A 22968-nucleotide genomic window follows, 5' to 3' on the forward strand; every position below is an offset into this window, starting at 1 on the left:
ATGCAAGATGATTCTTTAGTAGAATATGGTTTCCGACGTGCGATTATCACCATTACGGCGATTATCTGTGCACTTTTAGAAATCGTAGATTCAACGATTGTCAACGTTGCACTTAACGAGATGAAAGGAAATCTCGGTGCAACTTTGTCCGAAGTTGGTTGGGTAATTACAGCTTATGCTATTGGTAACGTAATTATTGTACCAATGACGAGCTGGTTGTCTCAACAGTTTGGACGCCGAAATTATTTCGCGGCTTCGATTGTTATTTTTACCATATTTTCATTTTTATGTGGTAACGCGACCAATATTTGGGAATTGGTATTCTTCAGACTTTGTCAAGGAATTGGCGGCGGTGCCTTATTGGTGACTTCGCAAACCATTATCACCGAATCTTATCCCATCGAAAAACGAAGTATGGCACAAGCCATTTATGGACTTGGAGTTATTATTGGCCCAACTTTAGGACCGCCACTTGGAGGCTATATCGTTGATAATTACAGTTGGCCTTATATTTTTTATATTAATATTCCGTTGGGGATTATTGCGACATTACTGACAATTCAGTTTGTTAAAAGTCCAAGATTTGCCGAAAAGCGGAAAGCGTCTGACGTCGACTGGCTTGGGATTGGACTTCTCGCAGCTTTTGTTGGCTCATTGCAATATATTTTGGAAAGAGGACATGAGGACGACTGGTTCGAAAGTAGAGCGATTGTCTATTGTACATTGACAGCTGGTATTGGTTTTATATTGTTTATTTGGAGAGAATTAACTTTTAAATATCCAATTGTAGAGCTTCGAGTCCTTAAAAACGGAAACCTTCGTGTTGGGACCATTATGTCCTTTATTTTAGGATTCGGATTATATGGATCAACTTTTATAGTTCCACTTTATACACAAAGTATTTTGGGTTGGACGGCCTTGCAATCTGGCGCATTGATGATTCCTGCTGCATTGACCACAGCTTTTATGATGCCAATTATTGGACGACTTTTAACGAAAGGAGCCAAGCAACAGATTTTGGTAGCTTTAGGTTTATTTATATTTTTCGTTTATAGTTTTTGGGGTTACAAGATTTTGACGCCAGACACAGGAAAAGACGCATTTTTCTGGATGTTGATTGTTCGTGGTTGTGGTCTAGGATTACTATTTATCCCAATTACATCTTTGTCACTAAGTACTTTGAAAGGTCCCGAAATCGGACAAGGCGCAGCATTTACTGGGATGATGCGACAGCTGGGCGGATCTTTTGGAATTGCAGCAATTACAACTTTTATCGCCAATAGAAGTATGCAATATCGAAGTAATTTAGTAGAAAAACTTGACGTCAACGATTTGGATGTGCAACAAAGAATTGCAGGATTAAATGCCAGTTTTATGGCAAAAGGTATGTCGCCAGATGTGGCCTTACAATCTGCTTATAAAATTCTTGATTTTTCGGTGACCAAACAAGCAACTGTTTTATCTTATATGGACGTGTTCTTGTATTTAGGTCTTGCATTCTTGGTTTGTATTCCGTTTGTGTTATTGGTTAGAAATAAAAAAGGTGGCGAAAAAATCGACCTTAGCGAAGCAATGCATTAAAATTTTGTAAACAATTCTTTTTGATATAAAACCAGCATTTTGATTTCTAAAATGCTGGTTTTTTTATTTAATATTCAAATTCAATTATTCTAGAATTTTCTCTTATTTCTTGAACCAGTTTTTTGTGGTTTTCATTTTTACCAACGATTCGCCATTCAATATCTATATTATTTTCGCGATGATTTTCACCAATTATTTCGTATTTCAAATTATATTTTCCGAATAATTCTTTACAATAGTTTAGCTCACTATAAGAAGAGGTAATAATGTGATAGTTTCTTATTTTATGATGCATATCGATAAGACTTTGTATGTAAGTCAAAGAATTTAGAATCAAAATAACGAGCACCATCCCGAATAACCCCAAATAGATGTAGCCAGTACCAACTGCCATTCCAAGGGAAGCTGTTGCCCAAATGGTGGTTGCAGTTGTAATTCCACTTATTCTGTTTTCATCTTTAAAAATTACTCCACCACCAATAAAGCCTATACCAGTAATGATGTTAGCGGCAATTCTATCGTCCGAATTCATACCCATTTTTGCAGACAGAATAGTAAAAATACAAGACCCAAAACTCACTAGAACAAAAGTTCTAAGACCTGCAGATTTATTGTAATATTCTCGCTCGGCTCCAATTATCATTCCTACAATAAGAGAAATGCTGATTAGAATAATTTCATTTTCGGTTTTTAAATTAATAAACTCTTCCATAAAAATTATTTTAATAAAATTAGTTTCTTTTATCTAATATTCAATGTTTTTTTAATGGATTATTTTTTTTTTAAGTTAATTTAATACCTCCATCAACTCTTGCTAGAAGAAGATGATTTCGATTTAAAAATTAAAAAATCTAATATTATTTATACGTCTGCTTTTAATAAAGCATTCATAAAAGACTGCCTGGATTTGCCTCTACGGTAAATTTTCCTTATATTGAACTACTTTAACAAGTGTACGCTATGATTTCTTTAATATAAGAAGTCTCTCTTTTTTTGGAACGCATAGATATTCTATCAAAAAATTACGCAGAAAAACTACTTCTTTTAAGTAGTATCTAGAATCAATCAGTGATTCATTTTATCGGAAGTTTAATCCTCTTTTCGTTTAATAGCGAAAGGAATAATTTACATATATATGACAAATTTTAAAGTTGGAATTACTGGGGCAGGTCCTAGTGGACTAGCCATGTTAAGAGCATTTGAATCAGAACAGAAAAAAGGTAATCCCATCCCAGAAATTAAATGTTATGAAAAGCAAGACAATTGGGATGTGGGATTACACTTATACATCATACACCTTGGATGAAGGAGATGAATGATAGTTTAGAACGTTATCTTAATGAGGCACCAATTGACGAAAAAGAATTAAGTAAAGTAAATTATTACTAAAATAAAAAGTCGGATAGCAAACTAACCGACTTTTTTTAATATTAAATTTTAACTTTTAAAAATAATTTGGTTTAAACATTAAACTTCATATTCTGAATTCTCACAGCATTCAAAATCGCTAAAAGAGCCACGCCAACATCAGCAAAAACCGCTTCCCACATCGTTGCAATTCCACCTGCGCCAAGAATTAAAACCACAGCTTTAACTGCAAAAGCAAGAATAATATTTTGCCAGACAATTTTCTTAGTTTCTTTTCCAATTCTTACTGCCATAGGAATTTTGGAAGGTTTATCATCCTGAATCACCACATCGGCAGTTTCTATCGTTGCATCACTTCCCAAACCGCCCATAGCAATCCCGACATCACTCAAAGCCACAACTGGAGCGTCATTAACACCATCGCCAACAAATGCTACACTTTCGCCACGTGATTTTATTTCTTTCACTTTATTGACTTTATCTTCGGGCAAAAAATCGCCAAAAGCGTTATCAATAGAGAGTTTTTCGGAAACAGATTTTACAACCGCAGATTTATCGCCACTCAACATCGTTGTTTTGATGCCTAAACTTTTAAGTTCAGAAATCGTTTTTGCAGCATCTTCTTTTATTTTATCTGAAATTGTGATATATCCCGCAAATTTTCCATCCAACGCAATGGCAATCAAGGTTTCTACAAATTGAGAATGATCAACATTGTACTGAATTCCAAATTTGTCCATTAGTTTAAAATTTCCTGCAAGAAAATCTTTTCCATCGATTTTTCCTTTCAAACCGTGACCAGCAATCTCTTCGATGTTTTCCATTTTTAAATTATGGTCGATTTCACCAACATATTCATGAACCGCGGTTGCAATAGGATGCGTAGATTTGCTTTCGATAAAGTTTAAGAATTTTAAAATTTCATCTTTATTAAACTCAGCGGAAATATTAACATCTTTCACTTGGAAAACACCTTCTGTAAGCGTTCCCGTTTTGTCCATCACCATATTTTTAATGTCTGATAAAATATCAATAAAACTACTTCCTTTAAACAAAATTCCGTTTTTACTTCCAGCTCCAATTCCACCAAAATACCCCAACGGAATACTGATAACCAAAGCACACGGACACGAAACTACCAAGAAAATACAAGCTCTGTACAACCAATCTTTGTAATCGTAAGTTTCCACAAAAAAGTAGGGAAGTAGAAAAATTCCCAAAGCCAAAAACGTAACAATCGGCGTATAAATTTTCGCAAATTTTCGGATGAAAAGTTCTGTTTTTGCTTTTTGAGAAGTTGCATTTTGCACCATTTCCAAAATTTTGGAAAGTTTAGAATCTTTAAATTCTGTTTTAATAACAACCTCAGAAACCGAATTCAAATTAATCATTCCAGCATAAACAGCGTCGCCTTTTTGCTTGCCATCGGGTTTACTTTCTCCCGTTAAAGCTGCGGTGTTAAAAGATCCGTTCTCAGACAATAATTCGCCATCCAAAGCTAACTTTTCGCCAGGTTTTAACTGAATAATTTGACCAATTTTTGCTTCTTCAGCTTTAATCACTTTTGGTTTTGAATTTTCTAAAATTGTAACTTCATCAGGTCTTTGGTCGAGTAAAGTTTTGATATTTAATTTCGCTCTAGAAACCGCCATTCCTTGGAAAGCTTCACCAACCGCATAAAACAGCATCACGGCAACACCTTCTGGATATTCACCGATCGCAAAAGCGCCAATTGTCGCAATTGACATCAAGAAAAATTCAGAGAAAAAATCACCATACCTAATGCTTTCTATGGCTTCTTTAATCACAGGAAAACCAACAGGAATATAGGCTATTAAGTAAAAAACCAACCGAATCCAACCCGAAAACCAATCTGGTTTTACAAGAAAATCTAATCCTAAACCCCCAAGCAATAACACCAATGAAATAATCGCAGGCAAAAATAGCTGAAAAGTAGATTTGTCGGAATCGTGGTCATGATCATGCGAATGTCCATGCTCATGATTATCATCGTGATGATGTTCGTGAGAATATTGGTTTTGAGGTTTATTTTTAGGACGATTGTCCGTTGAGCAGCAATGTTCCATAATTTTTTTTTGAGAGCAAATTTAGGAACAAAGAGCGTGCAACACTATTGCATTGTTGACAAACATGTTTTGCAAACACCATTCGCAACAAATTTTAATTCTTTAATTAAATAATCTTTTGGAAAATCTATATTCTGAAAATTGATATTCTCTAAACAAACCGTGTTTTTGCATTCTGTACAGAAAAAATGCAAATGATAATCATGGTGATTATCCTCGTCGCAATGGTCGTGACAAAACAAATATTGCGTGGTATTATTTTCCTGAATGCTGTGAATTAAACCTTTTTTTTCGAAGGTTTTTAAAGTTCTGTAAATCGTGCTTCTGTCGGCAGTTTCCAAGGTTTCTTCCAACTCAGCCAACGAAATAGAATGGTTGGTTTTCAAAAACTCGGACAACACCAATTTTCGCATCGGCGTAATCGGAATGTTTTTATTTTCGAGGATTTTTTCTATTTCTTGAAGTTTCATTTCTTAAAATTACGAATTTATCAAATCCAAAAACTGTTGCTCGTCCAAAATGGTAATCGTTCCGATGTCTTGGGCTTTTTTTAGTTTACTTCCAGCTTTTTCGCCAACTACCAAATAGTTTAGATTTTTAGAAACCGCAGAAATATTTTTTCCGCCATGCTTTTCTACCATTTCTTCGGCTTGTTCTCTTGTAAATAAAGATAATTTCCCAGTGAAAAGGAAGGTTTTATTTTCTAAAACGGTACTCAAAACTTCGTTGGTGCTTTCGCCTTTTTCGAGTTGAACGCCATAGTTTTTTAAACGTTCAATCATTAAAAGATTTTCCTGATTTTGAAAAAATTCTACAATGCTTTCAGCGATTTTTCCACCGATGTCTTCAACCTGAGTTAATTCTTCAGCAGTTGCATTTTTCAAATCTTCTATTGTTGCAAAATTCTTTACCAATTTTTTGGCAACCGTTTCACCAACATGCTTGATGCCAATTCCGTACAAGACTTTTTCAAACGGAATTTGCTTTGATTTTTCAATTCCATCGATGATATTTTGAGCCGATTTTTCCGCCATCCTTTCCAACGGCAACAATTGTTCTTTGGTCAAAGTGTAGAAATCTGCAGGGTTTTCAATTAATTTTTCACGGTACAATTGCTCGATGGTTTCGCTACCGAGATTCTCGATGTTTAAAGCTTTTCGCGAAACATAATGTATCATTCTACCGACAACTTGCGGTGGACAATGCAAATCGTTTGGACAAAAATGAATCGCTTGATCTTCGATTTTCACCAAGTCTGTTCCACATTCTGGGCAATTCGTAATGTATTTTACTTCTTCACTTTCTGCAGTACGTTTTTCGGTGTTAACGCCAACAATTTTCGGGATAATTTCGCCTCCTTTTTCAACATAAACAAAATCGTTTTCATGCAAATCAAGTTTTTTAATAATGTCTTCGTTGTGTAAAGAAGCGCGTTTAACAATGGTTCCAGCGAGCAAAACAGGTTTCAAATTAGCAACTGGCGTTACAGCTCCCGTTCTTCCAACTTGGTAAGAAATGCTTTGCAATTCGGTTTCCACTTTCTCGGCTTTGAATTTATACGCCATCGCCCATCGCGGAGATTTCGCTGTATAACCCAATTGTCGTTGATGTTTTAAAGAATTGACTTTAATTACAATTCCGTCGATTTCAAAAGGTAAATTGTGACGTTCCGTATCCCAATAATTAATGAAATTTTTGACATCTTCCAAAGTCGTACACAATTTCGCTTGATCTTCCGAAACTTTGAAACCCCAATTTTTCGCTTTTGCAAGCAAATCCCAATGCGTTTCCGCAGGAAATTCTTCCGCAATATATTGATATAAAACCGCCGAAAGTCCACGTTTTCTAACTTCCGCTGAATCTTGCATTTTTAAACTTCCACTTGCAGTATTTCTTGGATTCATAAAAGGATCGAGACCTTCTTCCTCACGAATTTTATTGAGTTTATCAAAGTTTTTTCGGGTTAAATAAATTTCACCTCGAATAAAAAATCGGTTCGGGAAATCGCCATTTAATTTCAAAGGAATATCCGAAATCGTTCTCACGTTATTCGTGATTTCATCACCTTGAAATCCGTCGCCACGCGTAACCGCTTGCGAAAGTTGACCATTTTCATATAAAATAGAAATCGAAGCACCGTCATATTTTAGTTCTGCAACAAATTCTACAGGTTCTTCAATGGTTTTGATGATGCGCTTTTCCCAATCTTCCAAATCATCAAAATCATAAGAGTTATCCAAAGAATACATTCTGAATTGATGTTGAACCGTCGGGAAATTCTTAGTTACACCACCGCCAACACGTAAAGTAGGAGAGTTGGCATCCGCAAATTCGGGATATTTTTTTTCTAAATTTTGTAATTCTTTAAGCAAAGCATCGAATTCGAAATCCGAAATACTAGGCTCATCAAGAATGTAATAATTGTAATTGTGCTGGTGAAGCTCTTCGCGCAAAGCCTCTATTTTATTCTGAATATCGTTGGACATCTTTTTGAAATTGTAAAAACAAATATAATAAAACTTGCCCCCAAAATGCGAAAATGCTCGTTGTTGATTTTATAAACAAAAAGACGCTTTGATTTTATTAAACCGCAAAAGTTTCAAAAGTTTTTAGCAATTTAAAAGTGCAAAAAAGCTTTGTGTAAGCGTTTTACAAAACTTTAGCATATTAGTTTTTTACGATTTTATTTTGAAACTTTTGCGGTAAAGAAAAGCGTTATTTTTGTCATTTTCGTTAATGCTTTTGCAGTAAAGAAAAATAAATTAGTTTTGTTTGTTATGAAATTTTAGGACATGAAAAAAACACAAATAATTGCGGATCGTGGATTTTGGAAAACAAATCCAGACACGGCTGAAAACTCGATTCAAGCTTTAAAAAATGCTCACGAATTACAAGTTTACGGTTCTTAGTTTGATGTTCAAATGACGAAAGATGCGGAAATTATTGTTTTTCATGATGAATGGATTAATAATATTGAAATTGCCGAAGCTAATTTTGAGGATTTAAAAGATTTAAAACTTTTAAATGCTGAAAATATTCCGACATTGGAAGATTATTTGATTCAAGGAAAAAAAATACCAAATTGTAAGTTAATAGTAGAATTAAAACCTTGCAAAACCAAAGGATTAGAAGATTTAATGGTGAAAAAAGCTTTGGATTTAATTCAAAAATATGACTTAGAAAATCAATTTGAGTTTATTTCTTTTAGTTTGAATATTTGCAAAGAAATCAAAAAGGAAAAACCAAATTTTGTAGTGTTTTATTTGAATGGTGATTTAAATCCACAAGAATTGAAAGAAGCAGGTTTAGATGGTTTTGAATATGATTTCAAACTACTTTTAGAAAACTTAGATTGGATTTCTAACGCTAAATATTTAGATTTAAAATCCAATTCTTGGACAGTGAATGATGTTGACGTTTTTAGAAAACTTTCCAATGCTGGAATTGATTTTATTACAACTAATACGCCTGATGTTTTTGTAAATGAATGAAATTAAATTTAGTTGTAAATATAAAAAAGTTAAACGCAAAGCTAACCAAAGTTTCTTGCCTACATCTTTTTTATAAACAAAGCCACTTCGTTTATTTTAAGTAAAACGAATTTATATTTCGTAGATAAGTGTAACGCCTTTGTTTATCTAAGAAATAGAAAATTCTTTGTTTTGCATTGCGTTTAAAATGAATAGTGAATTTAGGATATTATAATCTCAACAATTAGTTCACAAACAATCTTTATAAAACGAAATTTTATTTTGTAACTTTGTAAAACGTAAAGTTTAATCATAAAAAATATAAGAATGGCGAGCTTAAAAGGTAAAAATGCAATCGTAACTGGCGGTGGAAGAGGATTAGGAAAGGCGGTTGCCACTGCACTTGCTAATGAAGGTGTAAATATTGGAATTACGGGACGAAACGAAGAAAATCTTAAAAATACTGTCGAAGAACTGAAAAATTTAGGCGTTAATGCGACTTATTCAGTTTTTAATATTGATGATGAAGCAGCAGTAAACAACGGAATAAAAACCTTGGTTGCGGATTTAGGAAGCATCGATATTTTGGTGAATAATGCTGGAATTGGCGACTTTGGGAAAATCAATGATATGTCAACTGATATTTGGGAGCAAGTAATGAAAACGAATTTGTTTGGGGTGCTTTACACTTCGAAAGCTGTTTATCCATTTTTGAAAGAAAAAGGTCAAGGTGATATCGTGAATGTGGCATCTACAGCAGGTTTGAAAGGTGGAGCAGGAATGTCAGCTTATGCGGCGAGTAAAGCAGCGGTGATTTCTCTTTCGCAGTCGATGATGGCAGAATGGAGAAAAGATAACATCCGCGTAATCACTTTAACACCGAGTACCATTGCATCTGATATGAGCATCCAAGGTGGATTAACAGACGGAAATCCGGAAACCGTTCTTCAACCAGAAGATTTTGCAGAATGGGTTAGAGATATTTTAAAAATGAATCGCAGAGCAATGATTGCTAATGGTTCTATTTTCTCAACGAATCCGTAACTCTCATAACAATATAAAACAAAAGCGCAACCAAATCTGGTTGCGCTTTACCGTTTGTAAAATTAAATAATATAATTCGAAATACTACTTTCTAATTATCAATTTTTGAGATTGGCCAATTCCAAATCCCTCTACTTTAACAACATATACACCGTTAGAAAATTTTGAAGTGTTGATACTTTGGTTAGATCCAGATACGATTTTGCTTTCAGAAACAAGGTTACCAACCATGTGATAAATTTTAACAATTAGGTTGCCTTTCGCATTTTTAGTGTTTATAAAAACTTGATCTTTTGCAGGATTAGGATCGATGCTAATGTCTGTTTTAGAAGCAGTTTCGTTAGTCGCTAACTTACATTCTGCAGGAATTTCGAAGTCTTCAACCTGATCTGCTAAATCTTATTTGATGTGCCAATCTTGCTTCGCGACCTTTAATAAAATAAACTACCTCATCGGTTACATCGGCAACCGAATTTATTTTTAAAAGTCCTTTTTATCAGAATTATTTGTTGCGAATTTATAATCTGCCTGATTTTTAATTTTCAAACGATTAACAGCAATAGCGAATGCACTTTCGGCACTTAGGCTAGCTTTATTACTTGCAATCTTAGATGTGCTAGTAACTGAAGTTGCTAATCCGTTATTTGCGGACACTATTTTTTTATCCTTTATTAAAAAAGTTGCAGATTTTGCAAAAACAGGTATTCCGTTTATTGTTTGTTGCACAACTACTACATCTGCATTCATAGATTGAGAGTTGTCGATATTTCTAATTTTAAAATCGTTGATTGCAGTTGGCAATGCAGCCATTTTTTATCAGATTTTAAATATTTTGAAATTTGATCTTCGTAAGATTGTGCGTTTCCAAAAATAAATGCCAAAACAGCAGGAAGAATTAAAAAAGCCTTTAGTTGATTTCTTTTCATAGTAACTCAATTGTTGGTTGAAATTTTCAGTTAACTGAATAATTTCAGAATTAAAATTGTTGTTCGGTTTATTGTATTTTTTAAATATAAAATCCTTAAAATTTTATACGAACAAAAAAAGTAATATTTTATAATATTTATAAAATATTACTTTTTTTGTTCGGTGTTTATATACAAACATTTGTTAATGATGCAAGAAAGATTTAAAATTTTGTAATACACTAATAACCCATATATTAAAAATTGTTGTTGTTGATTTTAGTACAAAGAGTAGATAATTTATCTATCTACAAACTAACTAACGTTAGTTAATTTTTTAAAATGTAGCAGTTTTTTATAATTTCAATTTATGAAGAAAGTGGGTTTTTATTTACTTTATTAAAAAGTAATTATTACATTATTGTTAGAAAATGTATTGATATTTTATTAATTTAGTAAATAAAAAACGTCGACTTCTATAAAGAAACCGACGTTGTAAGGATTGTTTTTTTATAACCTAGATTGGTTTGAATTCTAAATGTTGTTCTGCTAACAGCTTTTCAGCTTGCTCCTTGTAATGGCCGCTAACCAATTTATCATGGATTGCTTCAAAGGCTGCAAGTGTTTCATTAATCTCTGTGTCTGTGTGAGAAGCTGTTGGGATTAATCTTAATAAAATCATCCCTTTTGGAATAACTGGATATACAACAACCGATGTGAAGATTCCGAAGTTTTCGCGAAGATCTTTTACTAGAAGTGTCGCTTCAACTGGTGTACCTTGCATCATAACTGGCGTTACACAAGTGTTGGTGTCACCAAGGTTAAAACCTCTTTCTGTTAATCCGTTTTGTAGTTTATATACATTTTCCCAAAGTTTAGCCTTAATTTCTGGACGTGTTCTTAATAATTCCAATCTTTTAAGACCACCAATAACCATCGGCATTGTCAAAGATTTAGCAAAAATTTGAGATCTTAAGTTGAATTTTAGATATCTAATGATGTCTTTATTACCAGCGATAAATGCTCCAAAACCAGCCATAGACTTAGCAAAAGTTGAGAAATATACATCAATCTGGTCTTGACAACCTTGCTCTTCACCCGCTCCGGCTCCAGTTTTTCCTAAGGTACCAAATCCGTGCGCATCGTCAACCAGTAATCTGAACTGGTATTTATCTTTTAGTGCGCAAATTTCTTTTAACTTACCTTGTTGTCCTCTCATTCCGAAAACACCTTCAGTAATTACTAAAATTCCGCCACCTGTTTCTTCCGCAACTTTAGTAGCTCTTTTTAAGTTTTTTTCTAAACTTTCGATATCGTTATGCTTGTAGGTAAAACGCTTGCCAGAGTGCAATCTTACACCGTCAACGATACAAGCGTGAGAGTCCATATCATAGACAATAACGTCATGACGATCAACTAAAGCATCGATTGTAGAGACCATACCTTGGTAACCAAAGTTAAGTAGATAAGCCGATTCTTTTTGAACGAAATCTGCTAACTCTTTTTCTAATTGTAAATGTTGGTCAGTTTCTCCAGACATTGCACGTGCTCCCATAGGGTAGAACATACCATATTCTGCTGCTGCTTTTGCATCTGCAGCAATAACTTCTGGATGATTACAAAGTCCTAAATAATCGTTGGCACTCCAGAAGATAACTTCTTTACCTTGGAATTGCATTCTTGGGCCGATTGGTCCTTCTAATCTTGGAAATATAAAATAACCTTCGCCATAATCTGCAAATTGTCCTAATGGTCCAGGGTTTTGTTTAATTCTGTCAAAAATATCCATGTACTATTTCTTTATAAAAAATAAGCTCCCGATAAAAACCGGGAGTATTTTTATTTAATTATTTCTGTTTTAAAAACTTCTTCGTAATTGTGAAAGCAATTGTTGACGAAACCTTGTTCTGCCATCCATTTGTCACTATACACTTTAGTAATGTAACGAGAACCGTGGTCTGGGAAAATAACAACAACAACATCGGTCTCTTTAAGAGGGTTGATGTTAGCATATTGTATTAATCCTTGTACCGCAGCACCAGTTGTGTAACCACCCATAATAGCTTCTTTAAGAGCAATTTCTCTTGTACGGTAAGCACTCATCTCATCATTAACTTTGATAAAACGATCTACTTTCTCAAATAAAAGTGCAGAAGGAATTAAGTTTTTCCCCATGCCTTCAATTTGATAAGGATGAATCTGAGTTTTATCTATTTTACCTGTCTCATGATAAGTTTTAAGAATAGAACCATCCGCATCAACACCAATAATTTGAATGTCTGGATTTTGTTCTTTCAAATACTTAGCCGATCCAGTTAATGTTCCGCCAGTACCAGTACAAGCCACAAGATGAGTTATTTTACCTTGTGTTTGTTCCCAAATTTCGGGGCCAGTTGTTTGGTAGTGCGCATCAATATTTAATTCATTAAAATATTGATTGATATAGATAGAATTAGGCGTTTCGCTAGCAAGGCGCTTAGCGACTTCGTAATAAGATCTCGGATCGTCGGCTGCTACGTTAGCTGGACAAACGAAAACCGTTGCTCCTAAAGCTTTTAGGTAGGCGATTTTTTCAGGTTTTGTTTTGTCACTTACGGCCAGGATACATTTGTAACCTTTGATAATACACACCATTGCTAGAGAGAAACCCGTATTGCCCGAAGTAGTTTCTACAACGACAGAGTCAGGCTTCAATAGTCCTTTCTTTTCGGCGCTTTCTATAATATGAAGCGCTATTCTATCTTTGGTAGAATGTCCAGGGTTATAAGATTCCAACTTAGCGTATACAGTCGCAGGAATGTCCTTTGTAACTTGATTTAATTTTATAAGGGGAGTATTCCCAATTAAACCAAGAATGTTATCGTATACATTAGTCATTATTTAACATTTTTCTCACTAAAAAACTGCTTGCAAAAATACAAAAAAAATAATAGCGAAGTTAGTCTTTATCACTAAAAAATATCAGCTATTGCTTTTTCATGGTTTTTTAAAGTATTATCAAACTTTCAAATATTGCGCCAAAAATTAAAATTCTGTTAAAAGGCGAATGAAAATCAGTTAAAAGTCTTATTTTCGCACTAATTTGTGTAAAATATGAAGAATTGGACTTTTAAACAATGGAATACCATCTTGGGTTGGGTTGTTTTTGGCATTGCTTTAATCACGTATTTATCAACGATGGAGCGTCGTCTCAGCTTTTGGGACTGCGGAGAATATATCTCTTCCGCAGTTAAACTGGAAGTAACTCACGCGCCTGGTGCAGCATTATTCCAATTAATTGGAGCTGTGTTTGCGATGTTTGCGTTAGGTAATTCCGAGAACTATGCTTTAGTAATTAATGCTTTGTCGGCGATTTGCAGTGCGTTCACCATCTTATTTTTGTTTTGGACGATTACACATTTCACAAGAAGATTATTTAATAAAGAATATTCTGATCTGTCAGTAACCGAACAAATTGGTGTATTGTTTTCTGGAGCTATTGGTGCTTTGGCTTTCACATTTTCTGATACTTTTTGGTATTCTGCAGTTGAAGGCGAAGTATATGCGATGGCAACGTTGTTTATTGCAGTATTACTTTGGTTAAGTACAAAATGGGAAAACGAATATCACGACCGTGGAAGTGAGCGTTGGATTATCCTAATTTTCTTTATAGTAGGACTTTCTGTTGGCGTACACATGATGTGTATGTTGGCATTGCCAGCGGCATGTTTTGTGTATTATGCTCGTAACTATAAATTCACTTGGAAGAATTTTATCATTGCAAATCTTGTTACGTTATTAATATTAGGTGTTGTTTTTAAAGGTATTTTCCCTTTGATTATGACTTTATTTGGTAAGAGTGAAATCTTCTTCGTTAACGGAATGGGACTGCCTTTCAATAGTGGGACAATTTTCGCTTTTGCAGTTTTGGTATTGATTTGTTATTTCTTAATCAATTATTCAAGAAAAATAGGGAAGTCTTTGTATCAAACGATTGCTTTATCAATTTTATATATGGTGATTGGTTTTTCTTGTTGGATGGTGATTCCTATTCGTGCGAATGCTAATCCACCCATGAACTTGAATGATCCTGATAATGCTATTGGAATGCTTGATTACTACAATCGCGTGCAGTATGGTGATTGGCCGACAATGTATGGTCAAAATTATACCGCATATTTGGATTATAACGGGATTCTTAAAAATGAAGACGGAAGTTTTAAAACTAAGAAAACTGGTGATGTTTACGAAAAAGATGAAAAATCTGGACGTTATCGTGTAGTTGGAGAGCGTTTTAATTATGTCTTTAATCCTGCACACGTTAGTTTCTTGCCAAGAATGTTCAGTGAAGATAAAAGCGTTATTGCTAATTATATCTCGATGTATGGTGCGCCAGATTTTACATTTAATTATGATAACGAAGATGCCGCGAATAGCCAAGAAGCACAACAATATTTTGATGCTCTAAGAAAGAAATTCGAGAACGGAAGTTTAAAATATAGCGATTATAACGAGGCTAAACAGTTTGAATTAATTAATGTTCAACGTCCAAGTTTAGCACAGAATTTAGATTATTTTATCACATTCCAAAACTATTATTATTTTGTTCGATATCTACTTTGGAACTTCTCAGGAAGACAAAATGACCTTGAAGGAAATATGCAAAACACGAATGGTAACTTTATAACAGGGATTTCTTTTATTGATAATAATCTTTGGGGTAATCAAAATGATATGCCTGCGAAATTCCGAAATACAAGTACAGTTTACTTTTTCATGTTGCCATTGTTGTTAGGATTGTTAGGCTTTTTCTTCCAACTTAATAGAGATTTTGGAAGATTTTATGCTATTTTATCCTTATTTATATTGACAAGTGTCGCGATTGTTTTCTACACAGGTGTTAAACCTTTCGAAGTTAGAGAACGTGACTATGCGATGGTTGGTGCTTTCTATGCCTTTGCGATTTGGATTGGTTTGGGAGCAGCGACGGTTTTCCATTTTGTACAACGAAAAGCGGATAGCAAAAATGTAAACTGGGCTCTAGGTGCGGTATTAATTGCAATTCCGTTAATGATGGGCTTCCAGAACTATAATTCGCATGATAGAAGCAAAAGAAGTGCGGCCTACGATTATTCTTATTCTTCTATTAAATCTTTACAGAAAAATGCATTATTGTTTGTATTTGGCGATAATGATACTTATCCAGTTTGGGGATTACAAGAGACGGAAGAGATGCGTCCAGATGTTAAAATTGTAAACTTTACATTGTTAGCAACGCCTTGGTATCTTGACCAAATGAAGCGTAAAACTTATGAGGCAGCGCCTGTTCCGTCAACATTTGTACACGAAGATTATAGAGATGGCGCGAATGATCAAATCTATATGATGACCAAAAAAGATTGGGAGAATATTTTTGCTAATCTACACCAAGCGGGTGCGCCAGAAACGGAGTTTGCTGAATATAGAAAATTCTTAACGCAAGACTCGATGACAGTTAAAGAAGCAGTTAATTTCTTAAAACAAAAATCTGAAAATAAAACCGAAATCTTAAAAATGATCTTCGGTGAAAATAGCAAAACTGAACGTTTTAATTTTATCCCAGTTTCTAAGTTTGTATTGCCAGTTAACATTGATAATGCTGTTAAATCAGGAATCATTACTGCGGCTGAAGCGCCTTTGGCTGAAAAATCAATTACGATTAATTACAAGAAAAATAGCATGTTCAAAAACAATTTGATGTTATTGGATATCCTTGCAAACTTTGATTGGAAACGTCCGCTTAACTTCTCAAATGGTGGCGTATACGATCCTGAAAACTTATTCTTCCTTCAAGATTATCTTCAATTGGATGGTTTCAGTTATCGTTTGGTTCCGATCAAAACGCCAGAATCTGAGTCTGGTGAAATAGGAAGAGTTAATGCAGAGCAAATGTATCATGTTATTAAAAACTATAAATGGGGTAATTTCAAAAATCTGAATGTCCATTTTGATGTTGCAGCATTAGAAAATATTTTGGGTTACAGATTGTCAACAAGCCGTGCGGCTGTTGCTTTGGCACAAACTGGTCAAAAAGCAAAAGCCATCGAATTACTTAATCTAATTAGCAAAGAAATTCCTGAATCGAAATACAATGATCCACGTTCTGTAAGTGCCATTGCTCATGCATATATTGTTGCCGGTGACGAACAAAAAGGTCTTAAAATGGCGGAGGTTATTAAGAAAGATATCTTTAAAGAATACGATTATTATTTAGGTTTAACGCCTCAGTTCCAAGCTTATTCGGCAAGACAAATGGGTGCAAAACCAATGGAATATGCGTATTTGGTTAATTCAATCTCGGATGCTTATAATGTGATAGGTCAAAAAGACAAAGGTTACCAATACACGGTTAATGCAGTGTCAGTTATTGATAAGCGATTTAATGCTTTTGTAAAAGAGTTACAAATGTTAGGGAAAGAGAAAGCTTTTAATAGATTGGACGAATCTCATAACATTACCAATTTTTATCAATACCTATTTGATGTGACCAATAAGTATGACACAACCTACGCCACCGAAAAAGAAGCGCAAGTGACACAAGCTTTGATGAAAGTCGCGCAATAAAATTTATTGAAAATTAAAATAAATACAGGTCTTAAGTTTTCTTGAGGCCTGTTATTATAAAACACAAACAATGAATAAAAAATTACCCATTTATGCTTGTATCGCCATCGTGTTGATCAAGTTTTTGTTTCTTTTGACGCATCATATTCAGGAGGATGCGTTGATCACTTGGCGTGTCGCTCAGAATCTTTTGGACTACGGCGTTATAGGTTTTAATGGCGACGAAAAAATCTCATCTTCTACGACGCATACTTATGTTTTCGTCTCTTATTTTTTCAATTTGATTTTTGGGAAAGCGTATTTTATGTATCCGCTTCTCATTTTTAATTCAGTTTTGTTCACAATAGGAAGTTATTTTCTCATGAAAATGTTGTTAAAAGAATATTGGCAACAAGCGGTTTTCATTGTGCTATTCGGGATTTTGCCACCGTCGATTAAGATTTCAATTCTTGGGATGGAATATGGTATTCTTTTCTTTTTAGAAATGTCTTTGCTGTATTATGGATTTTATCAAAAAAAGAACTGGGCGTTATTGCTTTTTCCACCACTGATTTTGTTTACGAGAATCGATACGGTTATCTTTTTAGGAATCGTTTTTATTGTTGATTTAATTTGGAATAAAAAAATAAATTGGCGTTACATTTTAGGTGGAATAATCGGTGTTGGCGTTGTGTTAGCCTTTAACTGGTTTTATTTTGGAGAAGTTGTCAACAATACGATTACTGCGAAAAAATTGGCTTATCATAAAGAATTTTCAACGAGTCTAAGTTGGAAGTATTTCTTGATTAATTATGGCAACTATTGGGGAATGTTAAAGATGACGGCTAGCTTTAATCCTTATACGATTTTGGTGTTGTTGTTTGAGTTGTGCGCTTTCATTTATTTAGTAACAAAAAAGAATTCTCGTAACATTATTTTATGGATTATTTTTCTTTTTGCTTGGGCTAAACAAATTATATTTATCTCTCAAAAATCTTATTTCGATTGGTATTATTGGGTGCCACAGATTTTGTTATTTGCGGTGATTATTGTATTTATTTTAGAACAAAAAACAAAACCAAATCTTTGGATGGCTTTGTTGCTCTTATTTTACATTATTCCGATGCTTGCTTATCAAACCATACATTCTATCGCAACTGGAAATGGCGAATGGAATTACAGACGAAGCATTGGATTATTTTTGGACAAGTATGAAAAAGATAAAAACCAATGGATTTTCCTAGAGCCAGCAGGTTTTGTTCCTTATTATTCGCATCTTAAAACCATTGATGAAGTTGGTTTGGTTGATCGTGGCGTACAAACTGAAATTGTAAAGGACAAAAAACATTATTGGTTTAATACCATTAAAAACAGACAACCAAAATATATTTTGGCTTACAAAGATATTTATCAAGATCCTGAATCTGAGTATTATAGACAGTATTATAAACTTTTAAAAGAGTTTAGAATTAAAGATCATCTTAAAAGTGATAATCCTATTTTGGAAAAAATTTATAAACTAAAACCTTCTGGTAGAGATTATAATTTGTACGAAAGAATAAAGTAGTAATGCTGAATTACGAATTACGAATTACGAATTAATTTTGTAAAACCTAAAACCTAAAACCTAAAACCTAAAACCTAAAACCTAAAGATGAAATTTTGTGCATTTCTTCGTGGCGTCAATGTCAACGGAACTTCCATGAAGATGAAAGACGTTTGCGATGTTTTTTCAAAAGGGGGAATGCAGAATGTACAAAGCCTTTTAGCAAGTGGTAATATCCTTTTTGAATCTGAAAATGATGCTGAAGCTTTAAAACCAATTTTAGAGAAATCGATGTCTGAGGCTTTTAGTTACGAGGCTTTTTTGTTTGTCAGAAGTTTGGAAGAAATTGAAGCTATTGCTGAAAATATGCCTTTTAAAACTAAAGAAGATTTTCATAATTATGTTTTTATTTCGGATAAAGAAACGTCAGCAGAGCTTTTGACTTTTTTTGAAAACGCTAAAAATAAAGAACAAGAATCTGCCAAAATTGTCAAGGATGTGTTCTATTGGCAGACTCCGAAAGGAAATACTTTGCAATCCGATTTTGGCAAAATTTTGGGAAAGAAAAGTCTAAAGGATAAACTTACAAGTCGTAATTTTAACACCATTGAAAAAATTATAGCAAAACAGAAATAATCTTATGATACAATATTTAGAAAACATAAAGCACAAAGATTCCAAAAACTTCTTTTTAATTGCTGGACCTTGTATTATCGAAGGTGAAGATATGGCGCTGCGTATTGCAGAAAAAGTGATTGAAATCACTGATAAATACAATATTCCTTACATTTTTAAAGGAAGTTTTAAAAAAGCGAATCGTAGTAGAGTAGACTCTTTCACAACAATTGGTGAAGAAAAATCTCTAGAAATTCTAAGAAAAGTTGGCGAAACATTTAATATTCCGATAACAACCGATATCCACGAAAACGAACACGCAGCTTTGGCAGCGCAATATGTTGACGTGTTGCAGATTCCAGCATTTTTGGTTCGTCAGACCGATCTTTTGGTTGCAGCTGCGAAAACTGGGAAATGTGTAAGTCTTAAGAAAGGACAATTTTTGTCACCAGAAGCGATGCAATTTGCGGTACAAAAAATCACAGATTCTAACAACCCAAAAGTGGCGATTATTGAAAGAGGAAATTCTTTTGGATACACAGATTTAATTGTTGATTACCGCGGGATTTCGACCATGCAACAATATGCGCCAGTTATTTTGGATGTGACGCATTCTTTGCAGCAACCTAACCAAAACTCGGGTGTTACAGGTGGACGACCAGAACTCATTGAGACGATCGCGAAAGCTGGTATTGCTGTGGGTGCAGATGGATTGTTTATTGAGACGCATCCAACACCAGAAAGGGCGTTGTCCGACGGCGCAAATATGCTAAGGTTAGACAGATTAGAAGATCTTATGCAAAAATTGACGCGCGTACGAGAAGCGATTATTTAAAAATAAAAAAGGAGTTTGAAAGTATCAAGCTCCTTTTGTTTCAGTGGAAAAAATTTTACAACAATTAAAAATCTGAATGATTTTTTAATATAACAAAGCTAGGCTATTTGTATTTTGTACATAGTTTTTTGTGATTAAAAAATAATTAAAAATTTTAATAACATCTAAACAATCTTTTTAAGGCTTTACACGTTTTTAGATTTTAAATAATCAACATTAATCGTATATTTAACGACCAAAAAAACGAAGCATTGAAAAATTATATTTCCTTATTTCTTTTGATGACGCCTTTGGCTGTTTTCTCGCAAATTAACCTTAAAGTTTTGGATGAAGACGGCAACGCAGTTGGCCAAGCAAAAGTGACTTATAACAATCAAGAATACCAAACCGACAACAAAGGTTTTATTAAAATCCCTTTAGGAACCGAAGTTACGAGCTTATCGGTGGAGAAAGAAGATTTCAAATCTTTTACTAAACAAATTCCTCTAACGCCAAAAACGCAGAACCTTAACGTCTTGTTTATACCAGTTACAAAGGTTAATGAGATTAAAGAAGTTGTTTTTCAAAAGAAAATAAAACCAAAATCTAATGACCTTAGTTCTGTTGAGATTTCGCCAAGAGAAGCACAAATTGTTGCTTCACTTTCTGGTGGTGTAGAAGGTTTGATCAAAACACTTCCACAGTTTAACTCCAATACCGAACTTAGTTCGCAATATATGGTGCGTGGTGGTAATTATGACGAAAACTTGATTTACATTAATGATATAGAAATCTATCGTCCATTCTTAATTAGAAACTCTTTACAAGAAGGGATGAGTATCATTAATCCAGATATGGTTGGCTCGCTTAACGTATCTGCTGGAGGTTTCGAAGCGCGTTATGGTGACAAGATGTCGTCGGTGCTTAACATCTATTATAGACAACCACGAGAATTGGAGCTTTCTGGTGAAGCTTCACTTATCGGTGGTCGATTAACTTTGGGCGGAACAACAAAGGATAAAAAATTGTCAGCTTTAGTAAGTGGAAGATACCGTAATACGAATTTGGTTTTAAATACACTTAATGAAGATACAGACTTTAATCCGCAATACATGGATTTTCAGTCGTATATCAACTACGATTTTAATGATAAACTAAAATTATCGTTTTTAGGATATTTTTCGAAAAACGATTACGAGATGATTCCAAAACAAAAAGAAGTTGAGTTTGGATCATTGTTTCAGCCAATTCGTTTGACTGTTGGTTATAATGGTAAAGAAGACGATCAGTACAAAAACATGATGGGAACTTTAAGCCTTAACTATAAGCCAACCAAACAATGGAATCTTGGTGTTGATGCTTTTGCTTATCAAAACCGTGAGCGCGAATATTACAGTATTGCTTCGGGTTATATGTTACAAGCTTTTAATCCCGAAACTGGCGATCCAGAAGCAACTTACGATGCAGGCGGACAAATCGATCACGCTCGTAATGATCTTAAAGTTCGTACGATGGGGGCGCAGGCGAGAGCACGTTTTTCACCAAATGTAAATACAGACTTCGAAGTTGGTGTTAAAGTCGAAAAAGAAAAACTACAAGACAACACTAACGAATGGCAATTGGTAGATTCTTTAGGCTACAGTACACCAAGAGATTTTGTCCTTCCAGGAAATCTTGATGCTTCTGCTTTAAAGTTAAAATACCACATGGCTGGTGTTAACGATATCGATGCGACGAGATTGTCGGCTTATGCGCAATATTCTCAAAAATTCAATTGGGGAGATAACAAAGTCTTTGTTAATGCAGGTGTGAGAGTACAAAACTGGAGTTTTAATAAGGAAACTTTGGTAAGCCCAAGAGCTCAGTTTGCGATTAAGCCAAATTGGGATATGGATATGTTGTTCAAGTTAACGGGTGGTGTATATTATCAAGCGCCTTTCTATAAAGAGATTAAAGATCTTAGTGGCGATTTTAACCCGAATATCAAAGCGCAACGTTCTTATCAAATTATCTTGAGCAACGATTACGAATTCCGTATCGGAACAGCAAAAGATTCAAAACCGTTTAAGTTAACGACTGAAGCTTACTATAAGAAGTTTGATAACTTAATTCCTTATTATTTGGATAATGTGAGAATTCGTTATTCTGGTAAAAACAATGCTGAAGGTTATGCTTATGGATTAGATACAAGATTATTTGGAGAGTTTGTACCAGGTGTAGATTCTTGGATTTCTGCAAGTTATGCTCGTGTTTACGAAAATATTGAAAACAAAGGTTATATCCCAAGACCAACGGATCAAAGATTTAGATTTTCGTTGTTCTATCAAGATTATATGCCAAAGTTCCCAAGTATGCGTGTTAACTTGACGTTGACTTACGCAAGTGGATTGCCGTCTGGTACGCCAGTTACGTTCGATAGCAATGGACAACCAGATTATACTGCGGCTTATACTTTCCAAAAAACTTTGCCAGCTTATAAGCGTGTAGATATAGGACTTTCTAAAGTATTTATCGACCAAAAAGATAACAAAGTGACTGGCGGATTCTGGGGTAACTTCCGAGAATTGACATTGGGTGTACAAATTTTCAATGCGTTTAATATCAATAACACGGTTGCTAATCAATGGGTGAATGATGTTAACAGCACCGCTTATTATCCAGTTCCGGTTCGATTGACAGGACGATTCTTTAATGTGAAATTAGAGTTTAAATTATAAAAAAATGCTTCGCAATTTTGCGAAGCATTTTTGTTTTAGGCTGTGTCCCTTCGCTCGGTAACTTCCGTCGCTTGCTACGCCGCGCCTGCAGTTCCTCACTTGGGTCGGGCTGTTCGCTATATCTCAACGGGCTCGCTCGGACGGTTCCGCTGCGCTCCGCCGCCACACTCGCCCGCAAGGATGCCGCTGCCATCCCTCACAGAAAGTGATAATAAGAAAATTTCCTCATCCAAATCAGAATCCCGAAATTTGTGTATAAA

Annotated in this window: 17 protein-coding genes; 9 read left to right on the plus strand and 8 right to left on the minus strand. The window is 34.4% G+C overall.

What is annotated here, in order from left to right; all coding sequences use genetic code 11:
- Positions 1 to 1581 (plus strand): DHA2 family efflux MFS transporter permease subunit, encoded by a 1581-nt coding sequence (locus RT037_RS02920; protein ID WP_313028042.1) that lies wholly within the window; start codon positions 1 to 3, stop codon positions 1579 to 1581.
- Positions 1582 to 1648: 67 nt separating this feature from the next.
- Here the strand turns inward: RT037_RS02920 and RT037_RS02925 are convergent, their stop codons facing one another.
- Entirely contained in the window at positions 1649 to 2293 is a 645-nt protein-coding gene (locus tag RT037_RS02925; protein ID WP_312324075.1) for an MgtC/SapB family protein, read from the minus strand.
- A gap of 551 nt (positions 2294 to 2844) precedes the next feature.
- Here RT037_RS02925 and RT037_RS02930 point away from each other — a divergent pair.
- A complete protein-coding gene (locus RT037_RS02930) occupies positions 2845 to 2970 on the plus strand; it encodes a hypothetical protein (RefSeq protein ID WP_312324082.1) in 126 nt (41 codons plus the stop codon).
- Between the two features lie 71 nt (positions 2971 to 3041).
- On the opposite strand, the gene RT037_RS02935 is transcribed toward RT037_RS02930, so the two are convergent.
- The 3 genes from RT037_RS02935 to ligA are packed head-to-tail and all read right to left on the minus strand — an operon-like array spanning position 3042 to position 7522.
- Positions 3042 to 5036, minus strand: a complete 1995-nt coding sequence (locus RT037_RS02935) for a heavy metal translocating P-type ATPase (protein ID WP_312324077.1) — start codon at positions 5034 to 5036, stop codon at positions 3042 to 3044.
- A gap of 44 nt (positions 5037 to 5080) precedes the next feature.
- Entirely contained in the window at positions 5081 to 5506 is a 426-nt protein-coding gene (locus tag RT037_RS02940; protein WP_313028044.1) for a Fur family transcriptional regulator, read from the minus strand.
- A gap of 9 nt (positions 5507 to 5515) precedes the next feature.
- Entirely contained in the window at positions 5516 to 7522 is a 2007-nt protein-coding gene (gene ligA, locus RT037_RS02945) for an NAD-dependent DNA ligase LigA (protein ID WP_313028045.1), read from the minus strand.
- Between the two features lie 435 nt (positions 7523 to 7957).
- On the opposite strand from ligA, the gene RT037_RS02950 reads away from it, so the two are divergent.
- Both RT037_RS02950 and RT037_RS02955 read left to right on the plus strand, forming a co-directional pair.
- Positions 7958 to 8527, plus strand: a complete 570-nt coding sequence (locus tag RT037_RS02950; protein WP_313028046.1) for a glycerophosphodiester phosphodiesterase — start codon at positions 7958 to 7960, stop codon at positions 8525 to 8527.
- 306 nt (positions 8528 to 8833) lie between these two features.
- A complete protein-coding gene (locus RT037_RS02955) occupies positions 8834 to 9550 on the plus strand; it encodes a 3-ketoacyl-ACP reductase (RefSeq protein WP_313028048.1) in 717 nt (238 codons plus the stop codon).
- A gap of 84 nt (positions 9551 to 9634) precedes the next feature.
- On the opposite strand, the gene RT037_RS02960 is transcribed toward RT037_RS02955, so the two are convergent.
- The 4 genes from RT037_RS02960 to RT037_RS02975 all read right to left on the minus strand — a co-directional run bounded on the left by RT037_RS02960 (position 9635) and on the right by RT037_RS02975 (position 13332).
- A complete protein-coding gene (locus RT037_RS02960; protein WP_313028243.1) occupies positions 9635 to 9919 on the minus strand; it encodes a T9SS type A sorting domain-containing protein in 285 nt (94 codons plus the stop codon).
- 111 nt (positions 9920 to 10030) lie between these two features.
- Positions 10031 to 10360, minus strand: a complete 330-nt coding sequence (locus tag RT037_RS02965; protein ID WP_313028050.1) for a hypothetical protein — start codon at positions 10358 to 10360, stop codon at positions 10031 to 10033.
- Between the two features lie 612 nt (positions 10361 to 10972).
- Positions 10973 to 12244 carry an aminotransferase class I/II-fold pyridoxal phosphate-dependent enzyme gene (locus RT037_RS02970; RefSeq protein WP_313028052.1) on the minus strand — a complete coding sequence of 424 codons (1272 nt, stop codon included), beginning with the start codon at positions 12242 to 12244 and terminating at the stop codon, positions 10973 to 10975.
- A gap of 50 nt (positions 12245 to 12294) precedes the next feature.
- Positions 12295 to 13332, minus strand: a complete 1038-nt coding sequence (locus RT037_RS02975; RefSeq protein WP_313028054.1) for a cysteine synthase family protein — start codon at positions 13330 to 13332, stop codon at positions 12295 to 12297.
- A gap of 216 nt (positions 13333 to 13548) precedes the next feature.
- On the opposite strand from RT037_RS02975, the gene RT037_RS02980 reads away from it, so the two are divergent.
- The 5 genes from RT037_RS02980 to RT037_RS03000 all read left to right on the plus strand — a co-directional run bounded on the left by RT037_RS02980 (position 13549) and on the right by RT037_RS03000 (position 22708).
- The gene (locus tag RT037_RS02980; protein ID WP_313028055.1) at positions 13549 to 17037 is read left to right on the plus strand and encodes a DUF2723 domain-containing protein; all 3489 of its coding nucleotides are present in this window, start codon (positions 13549 to 13551) and stop codon (positions 17035 to 17037) included.
- Between the two features lie 70 nt (positions 17038 to 17107).
- On the plus strand, positions 17108 to 18583 hold the full coding sequence (locus RT037_RS02985) for a hypothetical protein (protein ID WP_313028056.1): 1476 nt from the start codon (positions 17108 to 17110) through the stop codon (positions 18581 to 18583).
- An 87-nt stretch (positions 18584 to 18670) separates the two neighbouring features.
- Positions 18671 to 19198 (plus strand): DUF1697 domain-containing protein, encoded by a 528-nt coding sequence (locus tag RT037_RS02990; protein WP_313028057.1) that lies wholly within the window; start codon positions 18671 to 18673, stop codon positions 19196 to 19198.
- Positions 19199 to 19202: 4 nt separating this feature from the next.
- A complete protein-coding gene (kdsA, locus tag RT037_RS02995) occupies positions 19203 to 20012 on the plus strand; it encodes a 3-deoxy-8-phosphooctulonate synthase (protein ID WP_313028059.1) in 810 nt (269 codons plus the stop codon).
- Positions 20013 to 20293: 281 nt separating this feature from the next.
- Positions 20294 to 22708 (plus strand): TonB-dependent receptor plug domain-containing protein, encoded by a 2415-nt coding sequence (locus RT037_RS03000; protein WP_313028245.1) that lies wholly within the window; start codon positions 20294 to 20296, stop codon positions 22706 to 22708.
- The last annotated feature ends 260 nt before the right edge of the window (positions 22709 to 22968 follow it).

Source organism: Soonwooa sp. (genome assembly GCF_032062245.1).
Taxonomy (GTDB): domain Bacteria; phylum Bacteroidota; class Bacteroidia; order Flavobacteriales; family Weeksellaceae; genus Soonwooa.

Coding starts and splice junctions, on each gene's coding strand:
- RT037_RS02970 (WP_313028052.1), bottom strand. CDS start 12,244: ATGGATATTTTTGACAGAATTAAACAAAACCCTGGACCATTAGGACAA.
- RT037_RS02940 (WP_313028044.1), bottom strand. CDS start 5,506: ATGAAACTTCAAGAAATAGAAAAAATCCTCGAAAATAAAAACATTCCG.
- RT037_RS02985 (WP_313028056.1), top strand. CDS start 17,108: ATGAATAAAAAATTACCCATTTATGCTTGTATCGCCATCGTGTTGATC.
- RT037_RS02950 (WP_313028046.1), top strand. CDS start 7,958: ATGACGAAAGATGCGGAAATTATTGTTTTTCATGATGAATGGATTAAT.
- RT037_RS02980 (WP_313028055.1), top strand. CDS start 13,549: ATGAAGAATTGGACTTTTAAACAATGGAATACCATCTTGGGTTGGGTT.
- RT037_RS02920 (WP_313028042.1), top strand. CDS start 1: ATGCAAGATGATTCTTTAGTAGAATATGGTTTCCGACGTGCGATTATC.
- RT037_RS02990 (WP_313028057.1), top strand. CDS start 18,671: ATGAAATTTTGTGCATTTCTTCGTGGCGTCAATGTCAACGGAACTTCC.
- RT037_RS02975 (WP_313028054.1), bottom strand. CDS start 13,332: ATGACTAATGTATACGATAACATTCTTGGTTTAATTGGGAATACTCCC.
- kdsA (WP_313028059.1), top strand. CDS start 19,203: ATGATACAATATTTAGAAAACATAAAGCACAAAGATTCCAAAAACTTC.
- RT037_RS02925 (WP_312324075.1), bottom strand. CDS start 2,293: ATGGAAGAGTTTATTAATTTAAAAACCGAAAATGAAATTATTCTAATC.
- RT037_RS03000 (WP_313028245.1), top strand. CDS start 20,294: ATGACGCCTTTGGCTGTTTTCTCGCAAATTAACCTTAAAGTTTTGGAT.
- ligA (WP_313028045.1), bottom strand. CDS start 7,522: ATGTCCAACGATATTCAGAATAAAATAGAGGCTTTGCGCGAAGAGCTT.
- RT037_RS02965 (WP_313028050.1), bottom strand. CDS start 10,360: ATGGCTGCATTGCCAACTGCAATCAACGATTTTAAAATTAGAAATATC.
- RT037_RS02935 (WP_312324077.1), bottom strand. CDS start 5,036: ATGGAACATTGCTGCTCAACGGACAATCGTCCTAAAAATAAACCTCAA.
- RT037_RS02955 (WP_313028048.1), top strand. CDS start 8,834: ATGGCGAGCTTAAAAGGTAAAAATGCAATCGTAACTGGCGGTGGAAGA.